The organism is Stenotrophomonas sp. HMWF023 (genome assembly GCF_003060985.1).
Lineage (GTDB): Bacteria > Pseudomonadota > Gammaproteobacteria > Xanthomonadales > Xanthomonadaceae > Stenotrophomonas > Stenotrophomonas lactitubi.
In genome coordinates this window covers 9,896-29,052 of the sequence record NZ_QAIJ01000306.1, presented here as the reverse complement: position 1 = coordinate 29,052, position 19,157 = coordinate 9,896, and the positions used below count along the sequence as shown (strand labels likewise).

The 19,157-nt window shown below is 66.3% G+C and carries 15 protein-coding genes; 8 read left to right on the top strand and 7 right to left on the bottom strand.

Annotation, left to right across the window (positions count from 1 at the left end; genetic code table 11):
* The 3 genes from DBR20_RS17975 to DBR20_RS17965 form a co-directional block, all read right to left on the bottom strand.
* The coding region (locus tag DBR20_RS17975) for a 3-oxoacyl-ACP synthase III (protein WP_108267399.1) at window positions 1-838 on the bottom strand (838 nt) is incomplete at its 3' end.
* A 102-nt stretch (window positions 839-940) separates the two neighbouring features.
* Complete coding sequence (locus DBR20_RS17970) at window positions 941-1,258, bottom strand: DUF4156 domain-containing protein (RefSeq protein ID WP_025875855.1); 318 nt, start codon at window positions 1,256-1,258, stop codon at window positions 941-943.
* 141 nt (window positions 1,259-1,399) lie between these two features.
* Entirely contained in the window at window positions 1,400-4,249 is a 2,850-nt protein-coding gene (locus DBR20_RS17965; protein ID WP_100461855.1) for a pitrilysin family protein, read from the bottom strand.
* A gap of 404 nt (window positions 4,250-4,653) precedes the next feature.
* Here DBR20_RS17965 and DBR20_RS17960 point away from each other — a divergent pair, with 404 nt between their 5' ends.
* Window positions 4,654-5,130, top strand: a complete 477-nt coding sequence (locus DBR20_RS17960) for a hypothetical protein (protein WP_108267397.1) — start codon at window positions 4,654-4,656, stop codon at window positions 5,128-5,130.
* A 70-nt stretch (window positions 5,131-5,200) separates the two neighbouring features.
* On the top strand, window positions 5,201-5,680 hold the full coding sequence (locus DBR20_RS17955) for a tRNA (cytidine(34)-2'-O)-methyltransferase (RefSeq protein WP_108267395.1): 480 nt from the start codon (window positions 5,201-5,203) through the stop codon (window positions 5,678-5,680).
* A 45-nt stretch (window positions 5,681-5,725) separates the two neighbouring features.
* Here the strand turns inward: DBR20_RS17955 and DBR20_RS17950 are convergent, their stop codons facing one another.
* Both DBR20_RS17950 and DBR20_RS17945 read right to left on the bottom strand, forming a co-directional pair.
* Entirely contained in the window at window positions 5,726-6,115 is a 390-nt protein-coding gene (locus tag DBR20_RS17950; RefSeq protein WP_108267393.1) for a tautomerase family protein, read from the bottom strand.
* A gap of 11 nt (window positions 6,116-6,126) precedes the next feature.
* Window positions 6,127-6,432 (bottom strand): carboxymuconolactone decarboxylase family protein, encoded by a 306-nt coding sequence (locus DBR20_RS17945; RefSeq protein ID WP_108267391.1) that lies wholly within the window; start codon window positions 6,430-6,432, stop codon window positions 6,127-6,129.
* 125 nt (window positions 6,433-6,557) lie between these two features.
* Between DBR20_RS17945 and DBR20_RS17940 the strand changes: the two genes are divergently transcribed.
* Entirely contained in the window at window positions 6,558-7,445 is an 888-nt protein-coding gene (locus DBR20_RS17940) for a LysR substrate-binding domain-containing protein (protein WP_108267389.1), read from the top strand.
* 102 nt (window positions 7,446-7,547) lie between these two features.
* Here DBR20_RS17940 and DBR20_RS17935 read toward each other — a convergent pair whose 3' ends face one another.
* Complete coding sequence (locus tag DBR20_RS17935; protein WP_108267387.1) at window positions 7,548-8,711, bottom strand: acyl-CoA dehydrogenase family protein; 1,164 nt, start codon at window positions 8,709-8,711, stop codon at window positions 7,548-7,550.
* Window positions 8,712-9,026: 315 nt separating this feature from the next.
* On the opposite strand from DBR20_RS17935, the gene DBR20_RS17930 reads away from it, so the two are divergent.
* Together DBR20_RS17930 and DBR20_RS17925 are read left to right on the top strand one after the other, a co-directional pair.
* Window positions 9,027-10,703 (top strand): electron transfer flavoprotein-ubiquinone oxidoreductase, encoded by a 1,677-nt coding sequence (locus DBR20_RS17930; protein ID WP_089241594.1) that lies wholly within the window; start codon window positions 9,027-9,029, stop codon window positions 10,701-10,703.
* 65 nt (window positions 10,704-10,768) lie between these two features.
* A complete protein-coding gene (locus DBR20_RS17925; protein ID WP_108267385.1) occupies window positions 10,769-11,170 on the top strand; it encodes a c-type cytochrome in 402 nt (133 codons plus the stop codon).
* Here DBR20_RS17925 and DBR20_RS17920 read toward each other — a convergent pair.
* The gene (locus DBR20_RS17920) at window positions 11,164-14,772 is read right to left on the bottom strand and encodes a transporter substrate-binding domain-containing protein (RefSeq protein WP_108267383.1); all 3,609 of its coding nucleotides are present in this window, start codon (window positions 14,770-14,772) and stop codon (window positions 11,164-11,166) included. The two genes, DBR20_RS17925 and DBR20_RS17920, sit on opposite strands and share 7 nt — an antisense overlap.
* A gap of 75 nt (window positions 14,773-14,847) precedes the next feature.
* On the opposite strand from DBR20_RS17920, the gene DBR20_RS17915 reads away from it, so the two are divergent.
* The 3 genes from DBR20_RS17915 (at window position 14,848) to DBR20_RS17905 (ending at window position 18,761) form a co-directional block, all read left to right on the top strand.
* Window positions 14,848-15,486 (top strand): response regulator transcription factor, encoded by a 639-nt coding sequence (locus tag DBR20_RS17915; protein WP_025875871.1) that lies wholly within the window; start codon window positions 14,848-14,850, stop codon window positions 15,484-15,486.
* A 204-nt stretch (window positions 15,487-15,690) separates the two neighbouring features.
* Complete coding sequence (locus tag DBR20_RS17910; RefSeq protein ID WP_176429894.1) at window positions 15,691-16,626, top strand: hypothetical protein; 936 nt, start codon at window positions 15,691-15,693, stop codon at window positions 16,624-16,626.
* 107 nt (window positions 16,627-16,733) lie between these two features.
* Window positions 16,734-18,761, top strand: a complete 2,028-nt coding sequence (locus tag DBR20_RS17905; protein WP_108267381.1) for a peptidoglycan-binding protein — start codon at window positions 16,734-16,736, stop codon at window positions 18,759-18,761.
* The last annotated feature ends 396 nt before the right edge of the window (window positions 18,762-19,157 follow it).

The following is a 19,157-nucleotide window of genomic DNA, read 5'->3' as shown; positions in this document are numbered from 1 at the left end:
CGAAATTCTTGATGAACGCAGCGGTGTGCGGCTGGCTGACCTGGTGGATGACGAACTGGTCCAGCTCTTCCACTGCCCAGCCCAGTGCGATCTTGGCGGCGGCGAAGGTCTTCTGGGCCAGCTTGATGCCCTCGATCAGCAGCATGCGGGTGTCGGTGACCATGCGGTCCAGGTTGCCCAGGCACAGCTGGTTCCACTCGGTGGCCGAACGGGTCACGCCACCCTTGTAGCGCGGCGCGTCAGGCACCAGCTCCGAACGGGCCATCACCATCGCGGCCGCACCGGAACCGGTGGTCAGCGCCGCCAGCTCGTTGCGGAAGTCGTCGGCGGTGACGTCCGGCGCGGTCATCCGCTCCAGGGTCTTTTCGTACACCAGGTTGGCGGTTTCGCCATCCACCACCAACGCGTAGTCGATCTCACCGCGCTCGAGCATGCGCGCAGCGATGTCCATGCCGTTGATGAAGGCCAGGCAGGCATTGGCGACGTCGAAGGTCATGCATTCGTCGCTGACACCGAGGTTGCCGGACACGATGGACGCGGTGGACGGCTCCAGGTAGTCACGGCTGACCGAGGTGTTGATCAACAGGCCCACCTGCGTCGCATCGATGCCTGCGTCTTCCAGTGCCTTGCGGCCGGCCATGGTGGCCGCGTCGGACGCCAGCACGCCGTTGTCCCACAGGCGGCGTGCGTGGATGCCGGCGATGTCACCGAGGACATCGGTACGGATACCAAGGCGATCCAGCGTCGGCTGGAGCCGTTCGTTGATTTCCTTGGTCGTCAGCGTGTGCGGCGCATCAACGTGAGCCAGGCCGGCAATCGAGACATTCTTGAAGAGCATCGAGGTTAGCGCCAAGGCTCAGGCAAAGGGGGCGCTATTCTATAACCCCCCGGGCCTTCACCGCATCTTTACGAATTCAGCCTTGGCCGTATGGTGAAGGATTCAGCGCGGCGGGCACTGGAAAGCAGCGAAGCGCTGGCTGCCATCGGCCGGGGCCGCAGCGGCCTGCACGGCGTTGGCGCCGGTGGTCGGGGCTTCATTGCGGGCCAGGGTTTCCAGCTCTTCCTGCACGCGCAGCGGGTTGCGGTTGTAGAAACCGACCTTGCTCTTCACGGTCACCACCACTTCCCCCTTGGAGATGCAGCCGGCCGGTACCGGGCCTGCCGGCAGCACGCGGGTCGCCTTGCCGGCCGGTTCGATCGGCACCCAGGTGCAGGCGGTGACGGTAAGCAACAGGGACGACAGCAGCAGAACGCGCATGGGCAGGATCCTGGAAGGGAATGACAGGAGTGTGCCTGAACCGTCTGAATCAGGGATAGCCGGGGCGGGGTCACGGGGTTGCCGGCCAGCGGCCGGCACTACCGCAGCAGGCCTGCCCGCCGGAGCGGGCAGGCCTGTCCCTTACTTCTTGACCGGGTTGCCTTCGGCATCGATCACGGTCACTTCGCCCAGGTTCAAGGCGCGTACGGCCGCTTCGGTCTGCTTGAGGTCACCCACCACCACCCAGGTCAGCGCCTGCGGCTTGATTTCGGCCGCCGCCTGCTGCACCTGTGCCGGGGTCATCGCTTCGATCTCGGCCTTGCGGCGCAGCACGTAGTCGTCCGGACGCTTGAACTGCACGATCGTGCCGATGGTCGCGGCCACCGCGCTGGCGGTCTCGTAGGCACCGGGCAGGCTCAGGGTCTGGATGTTGCGGATGCGCGCCACTTCAGCGTCGGTCGCCGGCTTGCTGCCGTTGGCGAACTCGGCGATCTCCTTGCGCATTTCCGCCATGGCCGGGCCGGTCTTGTCGATCTGCACCGGCGCCATCGCCATCCACGGGCGCTGGCCCACGGTGTTGCTGGCGCTGGTGCGGGCGCCGTAGGACCAGTGCTTGTCCTCGCGCAGGTTCATGTTCAGGCGCGAGGTGAAGTCGCCACCGATCACACCGTTGGCGATGTCGAAGCGGGTCGAGCTGGCGTCGCTGGACGGCGGCACGACCTGGCCGGCGAACAGGTTGGCCTGCACCGCGCCCGGCTGGTCGATCAGGAACACGCGCGGGCTCTTCGGCAGCGCCACGGCGGTGGTGGCCTTGATCGTCGGCGCATCACCGGTGGCCTTCCAGTCGCCCAGCTGCTTGTCCAGCAGCGGCACGATCTCGGCCAGGGTGGTATCGCCGACCACGATCAGGGTGCCGTCCTGAGGACGCAGCCAGTCGCGGTGGAAGTCGACCAGATCCTCGCGGCCCAGGCTGCTGATCGCCGCTTCGTCACCGCTGCCGGTGAACGGAATCGCGTAGGGGTGGCCCTTGCCGTACAGCAGCGGCGGCAGCACGCGCATCGCTACCGCACCCGGGTTGACCTTCTCCTGCTGGATGCCGGCGATCCAGGTCGCCTTGACCCGGTCGATCTCGCTCTGCTCGAAGCGCGGCTCGCGCAGCAGGCTGGCATACAGCGCCAGCGACGGCACCAGGTTCTCCTTCAGCGCGGACAGTTCCACGTCCACCGAATCCAGGCCGGCGGAAGCATCGAGGTCCGCACCCAGCGCATCGGCTGCATCGGCGAAGGCCAGCGAACCCAGCTTGCCGGCGCCTTCGGTCATCAGGCTCATGGTGAAGTTGGCGGTGCCCGGCTTGCGGCCCTGGTCAGCGGTGAAGCCGCCCGGGAACTGGTAGCTGAACTGCACCACCGGAATTTCATGGCGCTCGGCCAGCACCACCTGGGTGCCGTTCTTCAGCGTGGCGCGCTGCAGTGCCGGGAACTTCAGCTGCGGGAACTCGCGGGTCTGCGGCACGCCGGCCTTGCGGTCCACCTGCTCGGGCAGGGTGCTGTACTTGCTGTCCACCGCCGGCACGTTGAACGGCTTCGGCGCCTGCGAGGGATCTTCCTTCAGCGCAACGCGTTCACCCGGCTCGACCACCAGGGTGTGGCTGCCCTTGTCCAGCCACTGCGCGCCCAGGCGCTTGAGGTCGGCAGCGGTGGCCTTGTCGATGTTGGCCAGCGAGGTGCGGAAGCAGCCCGGGTCACCGGTGTACACCGTGCATTCGGCCAGCGCGTCGGCCTTGCCGCCGAAGCCGCCGATGCGCTCGATACCGCGGATGAAACCGGCACGGGAGCCGGTCTTGGCGCGTGCCAGTTCTTCGGCAGTCGGGCCATCCTTGAGCAGGCGTTCGATTTCCTCATCGATGATCTTTTCGACCTTGGCCGGATCCTGGCCCTGCTTCACCGTGGCCATCACCATGAAGTTGGAACCCAGCTGCGAGGCGTAGGCGCCGGCGCTGATGTTGTCCACCAGCTTGTCCTGGTGCTGCAGGCGCTGGCTCAGGCGCGAAGACTTGGCGCCGCCGAGCACATAGGCCAGCAGCTGCAGCTGGTCGACGTCGGTGGTGCCAACCTGGGCCACGTTCCAGGCGCGGTAGATGCGCGCCTGCGGCACCTTGTCGGTCATCACCTCGCGGGTGTCGGCCGGGCGCTTGGCAACGTCCACCTTCGGCTGCGCCATCGTCGGGCCGGCCGGGATGCTGCCGAAATACTTGGCGGCCTTTTCCTTTGCCGTGGCCAGATCGATGTCACCGGCCAGCACCAGCACTGCGTTGTTCGGGCCATACCAGGTGCGGAACCAGGTCTTGACGTCATCCAGCGAGGCGGCGTTGAGATCGTTCATCGAGCCGATCACGCTGTGGTGGTACGGGTGGCCCACCGGGTACAGCGCGCGGTTGAGCTGTTCCCACACCTGGCCATAGGGCTGGTTCTCGCCCTGGCGCTTCTCGTTCTGCACCACGCCACGCTGCTCGTCGAGCGCGGCCTGGTCGATCGCACCAACCAGATGGCCCATGCGGTCCGACTCCATCCACAGCGCCATGTCCAGCGCGGTGGTCGGCACGTTCTCGAAGTAATTGGTGCGGTCGGTGTTGGTGGTGCCGTTCTGGCCGGTGGCGCCCACCTGCTTGAAGGGCTCGAAGTACTCGCCGTCGTGGTTCTCGCTGCTCTGGAACATCAGGTGTTCAAACAGATGCGCGAAGCCGGTACGGCCGGCGGGCTCGTCCTTGCTGCCGACGTGGTACCAGATGTTGACCGCAACGATCGGTGCCTTGCGATCGGTATGCACCACCACCCGCAGGCCGTTGGGCAGGGTGAACTGCTCGAACGGGATATCGACCTTGCTGGTCGCGGCCGGCTTGGCCGCCAGCGCGTAGGTCGGCGCGAGCGTGCCGAGAGCAGTACTGAGAGCAACAGCGAGCAGCGCGGCGCGCGGGCGCAGGGTGAGCGACATATCCGGGTCCTTGGTCACATAGGTGAATCCCGATCCTAGCGCGGGCGTGCGGCCACCGGTATCGGCCACCAGTCACTGGGGGTGATTGGCCACATCGGCCATCGCGATCGGCTTTTCGGGGTCACGAACGGCGGTGATTCACGTCCGGACAGTGTCCGCGGCACCCCGAATGGACAGGTGTCCGCCCAGCGGACACTTTTCATACGCCATAAAACCCTTATGAATCAATGATTAAAAGTTGGCACGGGGATTGCTTTGTACTTCCTGCGCCAGCAAGGGCCTCAGACAAAAGCTGACTGAAGGCTGAACAAAAGCAGGAAATTGAAAATTCCGCTTGCATCCCCAGAACTGGTGTTCTACCTTACTACCACACCACCGCTCACCAACACTAAACAGGCCCCGTCATGAACGCCAAGACCATTGCCATCGCCATCGCCCTGATCGCCGGCACCGCGGTTGTTTCGTCGGTGCAGGCCTCCGAATCCATCAAGACCCTGTCCACCGTGCAGGTCCGCCCGGCCGCCGACCAGCTGGTCCAGCAGGCCTGGGAACAGGCCAGCGGCATCCGCACCCTGGCCACCGTTGAAGTGCGCCCGAGCAGCGACCAGCTGGCCGAGCGCGACGGCTTCATCGCCACCCCGGTCGCCGCCGCGCTGCCGATCACCACCCTGGCCTCGGTTGAAGTGCGCCCGAGCCTGGAGCAGCGTGTCGCCCTGGCTGCCGAGCACGAGGCCCAGCGCTACGCCGCCACCCTGGCCGCCGCCGCCACCAGCGTCGCCAACCAGGTGATCGTCAACCTGCCGGCCCTGCAGGTGCGTCCGAGCGCCGCCCAGCTGCAGGCCTTCGCTGCCGAAACCGCCCAGGTCCTGCTGCGCCCGTAAGCGACGTCCGCCCTGCCCATCGCAGGGCGTGCGTCGTAAAGGCGGCGGCCGTCGCAGGTACACTGCGCCGATGAATGCCGCGCCCCTGTTCCACGTGATCCTGTTCCAACCGGAAATCCCGCCCAACACGGGCAATGTGATCCGGCTCTGCGCCAACACCGGCGCGCAGCTGCACCTGGTCGAGCCGCTCGGCTTCGCACTGGAAGACAAGCAGCTCAAGCGCGCCGGCCTGGACTACCACGAGTACTCGCGCCTGCAGGTGCATCCAGACCTGGACACTGCGCTGGCACGGATCGCACCGAAGCGGTTGTTCGCCCTGAGTACGCGTGCCAGCGTCCGCTATGACAGCGTGGCGTTCGAAGACGGTGATGCCTTCCTGTTCGGCCCGGAAAGTCGTGGCCTGCCGCAGGACGTGCTTGACGCCCTGCCCGATGGTCGCCGCCTGCGCCTGCCGATGCGGCCGGACAACCGCAGCCTCAACCTGTCAAACACCGTTGCGGTGGTGATGTACGAAGCGTGGCGACAGCACGGGTTTGCCGGCGGCCAGTAGATCCACGCCACGCGTGGATGCTCCTGCTGTGGCGCCGCTCCATCGTCAACGGCGCTCCAGCATCTGGGCCCGACCCATCGAGAAGGACCAGTCCTCCTCCGCCGTGGTGCTGATGATGATCATGACGTCTTCGGGTCGCACGCCCGGACTGGCCGCCAGCCGCTCCACCAACCGCGCATAGAACGCCTGCTTGCGTTCGGTGGTGCGTACGCGGCCCGCCGTAATGTGGATCAGCACGAAGCCTTCGCTGCGTGGCCCGCCGAAATATTCCGGGTCGTAGACCAGTTCTCCGGGGGCGCATTGATGGAACACCTGGAAGCAGTCGTGCGATGGCACGTCGAACGCTTCTTCGAGGGACTGCTGCAGGCTGCGGGAAAACGCGGCCAGCCACTGGGCAGAGTGGCCCTGGTGCAGGCTGATACGGGCGTAGGGCATGACTGAATTCCTCAGGGAGAAGGAGCGATGGCGGCCAGTGCATCGGCGGCCGATACCGCTGCAGGCCAGCCTGCGTAGAACGCCAGATGGGTGATCAGTTCCCCCAGCTCCTCACGTTGCACGCCGTTGTCCAATGCACGCCGCAGATGGCCGGGCAGCTGGGCCGGCCGGTACAACGCCAGCAACGCAGCAACGGTGACCAGGCTGCGGTCACGGGGGGAGAGGCCTGGCCGCTGCCAGACATCGCCGAACAGCACCTGTTCGGTCAGTTCAACCAGCTTGGGAACAGTGGTCGCCAACGGGCGCACGGGCGCCATGGAATCGCAACGTTGCATGGTCTGAAGGGCCTTGGAAGGAACCAGCAGCACCGTAGCAAGACCCCCCGATCCCGAAAATCAGAATTATTTTGACCATTGATCCTTGTTTGATGGACACTCCTGCCATGACCCGCCTGCACTTTGATCTGGACGTACTGCGCAGCTTCGTCACCGGTGTGGAGTTGGGCAGTTTCGCGCTGGCAGCCCAACAGCTCCATCTGTCCACATCTGCCATCAGCGCGCAGGTGAAGCGGCTGCAGGAACAGGTGGGCGAACCCCTGTTGCGGCGTACCGGCCGCAGGTTGGTGCCAACGGCTCGCGGTGAAGCCCTGCTGGGCTATGCGCGACGCCTGCTGGAACTGAACGACGAAGCGGTTGCCGCTGTGCGCGGGCGCGCCCTGCAGGGCGTCGTGCGGGTGGGCCTGGCTGAGGATTTCGGTGCGTCGCTGCTGCCGACCATCCTCGCCCGGTTTGCCCGCGACCACCCCCAGGTGCGTATCGATGCACGGGTGGGCCGCAATGCCACCCTGCTCGATGCGCTGGCCCACGATGCCTTGGACCTCGCACTGGTCTGGGACGATGACAGCGGATGGCCGCATGCCCAGCCGCTGGGGCGCCTGCCCCAACTGTGGATCGGCAGCGCCGGTGCCGATACCGCGTCCACCGGTCCGCTGCCCCTGGCCGTACTGGAAGCGCCCTGCCTGATGCGCCAACAGGCCTGTGCAGCACTGGACCACGCCGGGCTCGCGTGGCGTGAAGCGTTCGCCAGCAGCAGCATGGCAGCAATCTGGGCAGCGGTCGCTGCAGGGCTGGGCGTAACGGTGCGTACCGCAGCAGGCCTGCCGGCCGGCCTGCAGGTACGCCATGACCTGCCCGCGCTTCCCGCCATCAATCTCCTGCTTTGCCGCAGCCAGGCCCGACCGCCTGCTGCGGTACGGCAATTGGCCACCATCATCGAAAACGCGGTACAGGCGTCATTGCCAGGCATGACCGCATACGGGGCTGCGGAATAGGATCCACACCTTGCGTGGAAGGTGGTTGCGTGCGCCCGCCATGCCAACCAAGGTTGGCATCTACATTCGCCCGGGTAGATCCACGCCGTGCGTGGATAGCTGTCAGAACGCGTTGATGCCGGTCAGCTCACGCCCGATCACCAGCTGGTGCACGGTCTCGGTGCCTTCATAGGTGATCACCGATTCCAGGTTCAGCGCATGGCGGATCGCCACGTGCTCGGTGGTGATGCCGGCGCCACCCAGCAGATCGCGACACTCGCGGGCGATGTCGATCGCCATGCGGCAGTTGTTCCACTTGGCCAGGCTGACCTGCTGCGGCTGCACCTGCCCGGCCTCTTTCAGTCGGCCCAGCTGCAGCGCCAGCAACTGCGCCATGGTGATGCGCCGGGCCATGTCGGCCAGCTTGATCTGCGCGCTCTGCGTGGCCGCCAACGGACGGCCGAACAGCACGCGCTCCTTGGCATAACCCAGCGCTTCGTCCAGGCAGGCGATGGCCGAACCGATCGGGCCCCAGCTGATGCCGAAGCGCGCCTGGGTCAGGCAGCCCAGCGGCCCCTTCAGCCCCTTCACGTTTGGCAGGCGGTGGCTGTCAGGCACGCGCACGTCGTCGAAGAACAGCGCGCCGGTCAGCGACGCGCGCAGGCTCATCTTGTGCTTGATTTCCTGCGTGGTGAAGCCGGGCATGCCCTTCTCCAGCACGAAGCCCTGGATGCCGTCTTCGGTCTGCGCCCAGATGATGGCCAGGTCGGCCACCGGGCCGCTGGTGATCCACATCTTGCTGCCGCTGATGCGCCAGTCGCTGCCATCGCGCACCGCGCGGGTCTTCATGCTGGCCGGGTCGGACCCGCCGTGCGCCTCGGTCAGGCCGAAGCAGCCGATCAGTTCGCCGCGCGCCATCGCCGGCAACCACTGCCGGCGCTGTTCTTCACTGCCGTACGCGTAGATGGGATACATGCACAGCGAGCTCTGCACCGACACGAAGCTGCGCAGGCCCGAATCACCGCGCTCCAGCTCCTGGCAGATCAGCCCGTAACTGACCGCGCCAAGGTCGCCGCCGCCGTACTCGGCCGGCAGCGTCGCGCCGAGCAGACCCAGCGAAGCGATCTCCGGCACCAGCTCCGACGGGAACCGCGCCTGGTCGAAGGCATCGCCGATGATCGGCAGCACGCGCTCGTTGGTGAAGCGGGCCACGCTCTCCTGTACCGCGCGCTCTTCCTCGCTGAGCAGGGAACGGACATCGAACAGGTCGTACGGATCCAAAGCCATGGCACTCACACGCAGTCGGGACCCGGCCATTGTCGGTCATCCGGGTGGGTTTGGTGTGCCGGTAGAGGCCGACCTTGGTCGGCGCTGGGGTTTCAGTGGACGCCAGCCAAGGTTGGCGGCTACCAGAGCGCGAGGGCGGCGGCATTACGCTGCATTGCAGCAATCGCGGTGTGAACATCGGCGATCTAGCTCGATCACGCGCAGCCCGGTACCCTGACAACATTCAAACAACCGTTTCGCCCGTGGCTGCACGCGCGATTCCCAGGCAACCGCCGGTGGCCCCGATGCCGGCACTACCCACGAGTCATGCAATCGATGAGTGCTGAAGCCAACGCCCTGCCCCCGCGTGAAGTCATGGAATTCGACGTGGTCATCGTCGGTGCCGGCCCAGCCGGCCTGGCCACCGCGATCCGGCTGCGCCAACGCGCGATCGAAGCCGGTCGTGAACTGTCGGTCTGTGTGCTGGAGAAGGGTTCCGAGCCCGGCGCGCACGTGCTGTCCGGCGCGGTGATGGACCCGCGGGCGCTGACCGAACTGTTCCCGGACTGGGCCGAGCGCGGCGCACCGCTGAAGCAGAAGGTCACCCGCGACGAGTTCCTGTTCCTCAGCGAGACCGGCGCGCGCACCACCCCGCACGCGCTGCTGCCCGAGTGCTTCCACAACGAAGGCAACTACATCATCAGCCTGGGCGAGGTCACCCGCTGGCTGGCGCAGCAGGCCGAAGCGCTGGAAGTGGCGATCTTCCCGGGCTTTGCCGCCGCCGAAGTGCTGTACGGCGACGACGGCGCGGTGATCGGCGTCGCCACCGGCGACATGGGCATCGAAAAGGACGGCAGCATCGGCCCGGCCTTCGAACGCGGCATGGCGCTGCAGGCGAAGTACACGGTGTTCGCCGAAGGCGCGCGCGGCCACCTCGGCCGCCAGCTGATCAGCCGTTTCAAGCTGGACGAAGGCAAGGATCCGCAGGCCTACGGCATCGGCATCAAGGAATTGTGGCAGATCGACCCGGCCAAGCATGAGCCGGGCCTGGTGGTGCACGCCGCCGGCTGGCCGCTGGACACTGATACCTACGGCGGTGCGTTCCTGTACCACGCCGACGGCGGCAAGGTCGCCATCGGCTACGTGGTCGGCCTGGACTACAGGAATCCGTGGCTGAGCCCGTTCGAGGAATTCCAGCGCTTCAAGACCCATCCGTCGATCCGCAAGCATCTGGAAGGTGGCACCCGCATCGGCTACGGCGCGCGTGCGATCACCGCCGGTGGCCTGATGTCGCTGCCGAAGACCGTGTTCCCCGGCGGTGCACTGGTCGGCTGCGAGGCCGGCTACCTCAACGTCAGCCGCATCAAGGGCAGCCACGCGGCGATCAAGACCGGCATGCTGTGCGCCGATGCCGCCTTCGACGCGCTGGTGGCCGATCGCCAGCACGACGAACTCAGCGCCTACCCGGCCGCCTTTGAAACCAGCTGGCTGCACGACGAACTGAAGCTGTCGAAGAACTTCAAGCAGTGGTTCAAGAAGGGCCAGACCGTGGCCACGCTGATGACCGGCATCGAGCAGTGGCTGCTGCCGAAGCTGGGCGTGCGCAATCCGCCGTGGACCCTGCGCCATAGCATTCCGGACCATGCCTGCCTGGAGCCGGCATCGAAGCACACGCGCATTGCCTATCCCAAGCCCGATGGCGTGCTGACCTTCGACCGCCTCAGCTCGGTGTTCCTCAGCAGCACCAACCACGACGAGAACCAGCCCAGCCACCTGACATTGAAGGATGCGAGCATCCCGGTGAAGGTGAACCTGGCCGAGTACGCTGGTCCGGAAGCACGCTACTGCCCGGCGGGCGTGTACGAGTTCGTCGGCGACGGCAACGATGCGCGGCTGCAGATCAACGCGCAGAACTGCGTGCACTGCAAGACCTGCGACATCAAGGACCCGACCCAGAACATCGTCTGGGTGACCCCGCAGGGCGGCGGCGGACCGAACTACTCCGGCATGTGACCGGTGTTGGGGCTGCGACTGCCGGTCGCAGCCCCACGTTGCGTGCGCCCGTTATCCTGCCCGCCATGCGCGCCTTTCATCTGCTTCTTGTTGTTGCCATGACCCTGGCCGCCAGCGCGTGCCAGCGCCAACCGGCTGCGCCCAGCACGCCGGAACAGGCACGCCAGCAGGCGATGCAGCAAGCGTTCGAACTGTGTGCCGGCTGCCACACCGTCAAGGCAGGTGGCATCCACCGCTACGGACCCAACCTGCATGGGGTGATCGGCCGTCGTGCGGGCAGCCTGCCCGACTACGGATACTCGCAGGCCATGCGCCGCGCCGACGTCGTGTGGAGCGCGCAGACGCTGGATACGTTCCTGCAGTCACCCACCCATCTCGTGCCCGGCACCCGCATGTACAACGCCTTCCCGAGCGCGGAGCGTCGCGCGCTGGTGATCGCCTACCTGCAGGAGCACGCGGCTCAGTGAGCCAGGCGCTGCAGCAGGTGCTGCAGATGCGCCACGAACTGTCCGGCATCAGCAATCGCCGCTGCGATCTCTGCATCGCCTGCGGCCTGCAACCGTTCCACCAGCGCGTTCGCGCGATCAGCCAGGCCACGTGCACCCACCGCGCCCAGCGCGCCCGCCTGCCGATGCAGGTGCAGCGCGGCCGTCACCCGGTCGCCTTCCTGCAGCGCGCGTTGCAGGGCCACGATGTCATCGTCACTGGCCTTCAGCAGGCTGTCTCGCAGTTGCTGGGCGATCTCGCGCGAACCGAAGCGCCGCTGCAGGGTCGCCAGATCAGGCAGGCCCTCGTCCCCATCGGGTTCATCGTCGCTGTCCACTGCGGTCTGGTCATCCTCCGCACCGTCGGCGCGCGGCAGCCAGCGCAGCAGCGCCTGTCGCAGCGTCGCCAACGACAACGGCTTGGCCAGCACGTCATCCATGCCGGCTTCGCGGCAGCGGCGTGCGTCGTCGTCAAGCACGCTGGCGGTCAGCGCCAGCACCGGCATCCGCGGCTGGCCGTTGCGCCCCTCGCGCTCGCGCAGCAGGCGGGTGAAGCCGAATCCATCCAGCACCGGCATGCGGCAATCGGTGATGACCAGATCGAAGGATTCCGACTCCTCCGCCAGCCGGTCCAGTGCCTGCTGCCCGTCGTCGACCAGCACATGCGGCACGCCCAGCTGCTGCAGTCGCCAGGCCATCATCGCCTGGTTGGTGGGATGGTCTTCAATGACCATCACCCGTGCCTGGCGCAGACCAGGGGGCAGCAGCGCGATCTGCTGATGCTCGGCCTGCAGCGCCAACACGTCCTCGCTGCGCGCCTCCACCAGCGACAGCAGCACCTCGACCCGCGTTCCTTCGCCCAGCGTGCTTTCCAGCTTCAGTTCGCCGTCCATCTTCTGCACCAGGCGCCGGCAGATGCTCAGGCCCAGCCCGGTGCCCCCATGGTCGCGCTGGATGTACGCACCGGCCTGGGTGAAGGGTTCGAACAGGGTCGGCAACTGCTCCGGCGCAATGCCTATGCCGGTATCGGTGACGCTCAGGCGCAGCGGCTGGCTGCCATCCTCCGCAGTGGGCCCCAGCACCTCCAGCTGCAGCCGCACCGAGCCCTTCACGGTGAACTTGATGGCATTGCTGAGCAGGTTGAACACGATCTGTCGAAAACGCACGCCATCCACTTCATGGGCCTGGGCCAGCTGTTCGTCGATGTCCAGCTGCAGGTCCACGCCGCGCGCCGTGGCCTGCGGCAACAACAATCGATGGACCCCTTCCAGCAGGGGCCGCACCGGCAGCGGTACCGGCTCCAGGCGCAGCGCGCCCGCTTCCATCCGCGAATAGTCGAGGATGTCGTCCAGGATCTGCCGCAGCATCTGCGCCGAGTCTTCGATCACGCCGAGGATGCGTTGCTGTTCGGCGTCCAGCGGCGAATGCGCCAGCACTTCCAGCATGCCCAGCACACCACTCATCGGCGTGCGGATTTCATGGCTCATGGTGGCCAGGAAGCGCGACTTCGCTGCCGCTGCCTGTTCGGCTTCGACCATCGCCGCGGCAAGCGCGTCGGCCTGCGCGCGCGCCTGGCTCACGTCGACCCAGTAACCGCTCCAGGTCACCGCGCCCGCTTCGGTGGAATACGGGTGCGCCTGGCTGCGCACCCAGCAGGGTGCGCTTCCTTCACGATGGACTTGGAACTCGAAGGAAAGCGGTGCGAAATTGCGCGCCGCCAGTTCCATCGCGCGCAACACCTTTTCGCGATCCTCGGCATCGATGCATGCCAGCAGAGCCTGCCCATCCGTCTCCGCCTGCTGGCGGCTGATGCCGAACATCGACTGCACATCGCCGGCGATGAAGGGGAAGCTCAAGGTGCCGTCCGCTTCGCGGCGGGCCTGGTAGACGATGGCAGGCAGGTTGTCGGTCACCTCGGCCAGGCGCTGCTCCAGCTCGCGGCGGCCAGCTACCTCGCGGCGCAACCGCCAGTGCCCCAGCCCGTGCACCGCCACCGCAGTGGCCAGCACCAGCAGCAGCGGAAGGCCCCAGCGCAGGAGGGTGCGCCAGTCCACCCCATCGCGGTATTCCACCGACAGCCAATCGCCACGCAGGGCCTCGCGCTGGCGTGGCCCCATCTGCAGCAGCAGGCGGTCGAAGGTGGTGGCCAATGCCGCATGACGACGTTCCACCGCCAGCACCAGCTGGTCGTTGAACCCGGCTGGCGCGGCCAGTTGCAGGTGCCCCGGAAAGCGGTTGCGCAGCAGCTGGTCGACCAGCGCCAGGTTGCCCACGTAGGCATCGGCCTCGCCATCAGCAAGACGTTGCAGGGCCTGCTCGGCGCTGCGCGCGGCGACGATCTTCACCGACGGCGCCTGCTGCTGCACGTAGCCACGGATGCGCTCGGGATCGGACAGCAGCACGCGTTTGCCGTCCAGGTCCGACAAGCCCAGCATCGACGGACTATCCGTGCGGGTGACGATCACGTTGGGCACGGTGATGAAGGGCTGGCTGAACACCCATTCCGGCCCCAGATACCGCGAATCGGAAGGAATGCCGATCACCGCCTGCAGTTCCCCGCGACGCGCCTTCTCGCGCACCTCGTACCAGTCATGGCTGTTTTCAACCTGCAGGTTGGCGCCGGCCTGCAGCAGGCGCTGCAGGTATTCATTGGTCAGGCCACTGGGCTTGCCATGCCTGTCGGCGAACGACAGCGGTGCGGCGTTGGGCGCAAAGCCGATCTTCAACGGCTGCTGCAGCACGCGTTTCTCGGCCTGGCTCAACGCCAGCTGCGCCGATGCCGACCATTGCGGAGGCGGCAGCCAGCGCTGCGCAAGGGCGTCGCGCTGTGCTTCGCTGACAGCGGCAAGCGCCAGATCCAGTGCCTCGGACAACGGTTGCTTGCTGTTGGGCACACCGAAATGCAACTGCTCCGGGGGCAGATCGCTGGGCCGCAGCAACACCACACCCTTCAACCTGGCGGCGGCGATCAGTTCCGTTGCCACGTAGGCATTACCGATGAAAATGTCGGCTTTGTCGTCTCTGACCATATTCAAGGCGGTCAGCGTGTTGTCTGCGACAAGTTGTCGTGCTCTTGGGAATCGCGCACGCACCTGCGGCCCGGTCATGAAGTCCTGCTCGACCACAACGCGCAGGCCATCCAGATCGGGGGCCTCCGAAGCACGCAGGTCCTGGGGACGCCCGACCATGGCCAGCGGTGCTTCGGCATAGGCGGCGGTGTAGACCATGCAACGGGTGCGCTCGGCGCTGAGCGCGATGTTCATTACCACGTCGATCTCGCCGCGACATGCCGCATCCAGCACCGAGGGCCAGTCTGCAAAGCGACGCGTCTCCACCTTCAGTCCAAGCTGACGGGCCGAAAGCGTCAGGTAGTCCGGGCCGAGGCCCACCTGCTTCCCGTCCTGGATCGACTCAAAAGGGGGCCAGCCGCTGTCATACTGTCCAACAACGACAACAGGATGTGCGGCCAGGTATTCGCGCTGCAGGGGACTGAGCGGCAACGGTCCCGGCGCGGACTGGGCCAGCGCCGGCAGCGCCAGCAGGGTCGTCAACAGGATCAGTCCACGAGCCGCCCAGCTGCGCATCTGCAACGATCTCCTGGAAGTCCTGCCAAGGACCGCGATAGTCGCGGTCCGGCGTGCCGGTGGCCATACTAGAGCATGACCTTGCGCATCATCATCGCAGACGATCACCCCGTGGTCCGTATCGGTACCCGCGCCGTCATCGAGTCCAGCGGCGTTGGCAGAGTCGTTGGCGAGGCCGACAACGCCCAGGCGCTGATGACCCTGTTGACCACCCAGCCCTGCGACCTGCTGGTCACCGACTATTCGATGCCCGGCAGCCCGCAGGCCGATGGCTTCGCCATGATCGGCATGATTCGCCGCCGCCATCCCGACCTGCCGGTGCTCATGCTCAGCGTCTCCAACAACCTGGCGATCCTGCGCATGGTGCTCGACAGCGGCGTGCTCGGCCTGGTCGACAAGAGTTCGTCGATGGATGAACTGCCGCAGGCGATCCAGGCGGTCTATCGCGGCCAGTCCTACATCAGCCGCAGCCTGCGCGAGCGGGTGGAGGAAGCCGGCAGCTGGCGCATGCGCGAGGGCGATGGCAAGCCGTTGTCACCGCGCGAAGTGGAGGTGCTGCGCCTGCTCGGCACCGGCATGACGGTGAAGGAAATCTCGCTGCAGCTGCACAAGAGCGTCAGCACCATCAGCCGTCAGAAGGGCGATGCCATGCTCAAGCTGGGCCTGAAGGGCGACGCGGAACTGTTCGACTACCTGCGCGACGGCAGGATCTGAGACACCGTTCACAGCTCTTTGGGGGAGCCTCCCCCTGCCCCCCCTGTGATCATCGTCGCATCTGTGCCATCATCGGCCCTGATGGGTTTTCCTATGCGAGGTCGAAGGAATCGACCGGCTCATCACGACGTTCCCCCTCACTGAGGGTGGGGCGTGTTCTGCGTTGGCCTTCCTGCCCGACGCCCGCAAACCATGGAGAGGTGCATGAAGATCCTTCCGGAATCCCGCTTGGCCCGTGTCCGCCCACGTCTGTGTGCGACGTTCGCCGGCCTGCTCGTTGCGTTGCTTGCCAGCGCCTGCACCCCCTCGACTTCGACCGCGTCACCACAGGGCGCCACCGCGCCACGACAGGATGTTGCCCCGATGCAGAGCTCCGCCACACCCGCCACCACGGCCACCGCCACGCCCCCCGATGCCGGCAGCGTGCTGTATTTCATCTACGACGTCGACGGCGATGGCGCCGTTTCGTATGAAGTAGCCAATGGCAGTGTCGCCACCTTCTGGTTCGGCCATGCCTTCGAAGTGGCCGGCACCCGCTATTACACCGGCTTTGCCTGGAACACGCCGCAGAAGTACGGCAAGCCCGGCGAAGACGATGTCGGTCCGGACAGCCAGGTCACGCTCACCGAGGCCACCTTCACCCTGACCGGCGACAAACCGGATCGGCCGTGGGTGTTCAAGGGTGCCGAACCGTGGATCGGCACCGTCGGCGCCTACGGCACCGCGCCGGACATCGACAGCAAGCGCAAGCCGCTGGAGTACCGCACCCCGGCCGGCAAGCTGGTACTGGCGGTGCCGACCAGCACCTTCGCCACCGGCACCAGCATCGAAAGCTACGCCGTGCTGGTGTTCAACCCGGACTACGAGAAATCCGAAGACGGCCAGGTCTGGGCAAGCCTGGGCACGGTGATCACCGGCGAAGACAATTCGGCCGCCTGCGACGACGGCCAGGTGATGCCGTGCGTCAGCAACCAGGGCGTTCTGGCCTTCAACGCCGTCGCCGGCAGCGACCTGCCCACCATCAGTGTCACCGCCACCGGCACCACCATTTCCGGCCCGGGCCAGACCCGTGCGCTGGGTGCGGCCGATGCACGCCAGTACCACTACGACGCCGCCCGCAAGGCCTACGTCGAAAAGTAAGACGCAACACCCCGCAGCACCTGTTGACCGACATGTTGAAGACTCACGGATGAGTCCGGTTGGCGTATCGCGGCAAAGGCCGCACCATCAACCCCAGAGGAAGTGTCATGGCACAACGTGACTACAGCAAAAAGGAAGTTCTCGACATCATCGAGCAGGTTGCACAGCGCAAGGGCATCGCCAGCGAGGACTTCCTGCGCTTTGCCCACATCGAGACCGGTGGCCGCTTCAACGAGCGCGCGCACAACGACAAGACCGATGCCAAGGGCCTGTTCCAGTTCCTGCCGTCGTCGGCCAAGCAGTACGGCCTGACCGGCCACGAGTACGACCCGACCCGCAACACCGAAGCGGCAGCGGAGATGTTCAAGCGCAACCTGGTGGACATGGAAAAGCGCCATGACCGCACCGGCCACCCGTACCTGTCCGGTGATGACAAGCCGAGCGGCCTGGACCTGTATCTGGCACACCAGCAGGGTGCGGCAGGCTACGGTTCGATCCAGACCGCGATCGCCACCGGCACGTTCGGCCTGGTGCGTGATGGCCACGGCGATCCGATCGACATGCGCCCGCGCATCATGGGCCAGATCGGCGGTGACGTGGAAGCGCTGACCGGGCATACGCGCACCGAGATGCGCACGATGAATGACCGTGACCTGGCCAGCACCTTCGCCCAGTACTACGACCGCAAGTACGACGCGATCAGCATCCCGGAAAAGAACATCGCACCGATCACCGAGGCCCAGGCACGTCCGGCACCGGTGCAGGCCGCACCGACGCAGACCGTGACCCCGGCCGCGCAGGCAGCTGTTGCCGCCGGTGCCGCGACCATCGCCGCCACCGCCACGGCTGCCGCAGCCAAGCCGGATGCACCCGGCATTTCGCTGGATGCGGCCTACAACGCCGGCGTGAAGTACGACAACGTCAAGTACGCGATCAACATCGAATCCAGCCAGTACTACCGCGGCAAGGGCGTCACCGGCAAGAACGTCGAGCAAGGCTACATCGACTGCTCCGGCTGGGTCGGCACGATGCTCAACAAGACCCAGGACGAGATCAACCAGAAGGCCGGCCACGCGGTGTTCGCCGACGCCGACAAGATCAAGCTGGGCTTCGCCGGCTCCGGCGGTATCGTGCACGAGGCCTACAAGGACTCGGGCGTGCTGCTCAAGCGCGACGACATCCTCAAGCCGGGTGCGCTGAAGGAAGGCATGGTGATCGGCCTGGATACGGCCAAGACCAAGCACGAGCACTGGAATGGCATCGACCACATCGTGATGGTGGTGCGTGACCCGAACACCGACAAGCTGCTGATCAGCCAGTCCACCGGCAAGCTGGGTGTGCACACGATGCCGGTGGAGGATTACCTCAAGCAGGTGAAGGACCACCCGAACTGGAAGCTGTTCGCCTCCGATCCGCTGCACCAGGCACGCGACCTGCTGGAAAACCGCAGCCAGACGCACGAGCAGGCGCAGGCCAAGGGTGCGGCCGAGCCGAAGCCGGCAGCGCAGGAAAAGCCGCAGACCAGCAACGAACTGCATAAGCAGGGTGCGCACGGCGAAGGTGTGCGCAGGGCGCAGGAACATCTGGGCCACCTGGGGTATGTGGGTGCCGATGGCAAGCCGCTGGTCGAAGATGGAAAGTTCGGTCGCAACACCGAGGCTGCCGTGCGCCAGCTGCAGAAGGACAACGGCCTGGCAGTGGACGGCATCATCGGCCCGAAGACGCTGGATGCGATCAAGGACGCGCGCGAGCGCCCGCTGCTCAATGACGAGCGCCATCCGCAGAATCCGATGTACAACCAGGCCGTGAAGGGCATGGAAGGCCTGCCGGCAGGCACCTTCAAGGACCGCCATGCACTGGAAGCCGCCGCCGCTGCACTGACCAAGGAAGCGCAGGCCAGCGGCATGCAGCGCATCGATTCGGTGGTGCCCAGCACCAACGGCGAGCGCATGTTTGCCGTACAGGGCACCGCCGGCGACCCGGCCGCCTGCCGCGCGGCGGTGGAAACCCGCGCTGCCAGCGAGCAGAGCATGGCCGTCAGCAGTGGTGCGGTGCACGGTGCACCGAATGTCCTGCAGCAGCAGGACGCCCAGCAGGAGCAGGTGAAGCAGGCCCAGCGCGCCATGGGCCACTGAGCCAGGCAGGCGGAGACCAGGGGAAGGGCCGCGTACTGCGGCCCTTTTCCTTTCTGGCAGCTGAGCGGCCGCAGCGCTTTCAGCCTCGCTTCATGCCGCCTGACGCTAGATGAATGCGCAAGCCGCACGGGGATCGCGCGCAATGTTCCGGCAATGTCCGGGCACCAGCGTGGTCCCTACGGCAGCCGGGGCGCCCAGCGCCCTCCCTGCCCACCGTGGCATGCACCTCACAGGAGAACCCAACATGCTCAGCACTTCCGCACTCAGCTTCCGTGGTCTGGCGATGGCCCTGGCACTTCTTGCCGGCGTGGCCGTGGTCAGTGATGCCAGCGCGATGTCGAGGAAGGACAAGCGCACCGTGGTCGGTGCCGTCGTCGGCGGCGTGGCGGGTCACCT

What these genes read in the sequence shown, in the direction of transcription:
- DBR20_RS17970 (WP_025875855.1), bottom strand. Translation starts at nt 1,258, where the DNA reads ATGCGCGTTCTGCTGCTGTCGTCCCTGTTGCTTACCGTCACCGCCTGC.
- DBR20_RS17965 (WP_100461855.1), bottom strand. Translation starts at nt 4,249, where the DNA reads ATGTCGCTCACCCTGCGCCCGCGCGCCGCGCTGCTCGCTGTTGCTCTC.
- DBR20_RS17960 (WP_108267397.1), top strand. Translation starts at nt 4,654, where the DNA reads ATGAACGCCAAGACCATTGCCATCGCCATCGCCCTGATCGCCGGCACC.
- DBR20_RS17955 (WP_108267395.1), top strand. Translation starts at nt 5,201, where the DNA reads ATGAATGCCGCGCCCCTGTTCCACGTGATCCTGTTCCAACCGGAAATC.
- DBR20_RS17950 (WP_108267393.1), bottom strand. Translation starts at nt 6,115, where the DNA reads ATGCCCTACGCCCGTATCAGCCTGCACCAGGGCCACTCTGCCCAGTGG.
- DBR20_RS17945 (WP_108267391.1), bottom strand. Translation starts at nt 6,432, where the DNA reads ATGGCGCCCGTGCGCCCGTTGGCGACCACTGTTCCCAAGCTGGTTGAA.
- DBR20_RS17940 (WP_108267389.1), top strand. Translation starts at nt 6,558, where the DNA reads ATGACCCGCCTGCACTTTGATCTGGACGTACTGCGCAGCTTCGTCACC.
- DBR20_RS17935 (WP_108267387.1), bottom strand. Translation starts at nt 8,711, where the DNA reads ATGGCTTTGGATCCGTACGACCTGTTCGATGTCCGTTCCCTGCTCAGC.
- DBR20_RS17930 (WP_089241594.1), top strand. Translation starts at nt 9,027, where the DNA reads ATGAGTGCTGAAGCCAACGCCCTGCCCCCGCGTGAAGTCATGGAATTC.
- DBR20_RS17925 (WP_108267385.1), top strand. Translation starts at nt 10,769, where the DNA reads ATGCGCGCCTTTCATCTGCTTCTTGTTGTTGCCATGACCCTGGCCGCC.
- DBR20_RS17920 (WP_108267383.1), bottom strand. Translation starts at nt 14,772, where the DNA reads ATGCGCAGCTGGGCGGCTCGTGGACTGATCCTGTTGACGACCCTGCTG.
- DBR20_RS17915 (WP_025875871.1), top strand. Translation starts at nt 14,848, where the DNA reads ATGACCTTGCGCATCATCATCGCAGACGATCACCCCGTGGTCCGTATC.
- DBR20_RS17910 (WP_176429894.1), top strand. Translation starts at nt 15,691, where the DNA reads ATGAAGATCCTTCCGGAATCCCGCTTGGCCCGTGTCCGCCCACGTCTG.
- DBR20_RS17905 (WP_108267381.1), top strand. Translation starts at nt 16,734, where the DNA reads ATGGCACAACGTGACTACAGCAAAAAGGAAGTTCTCGACATCATCGAG.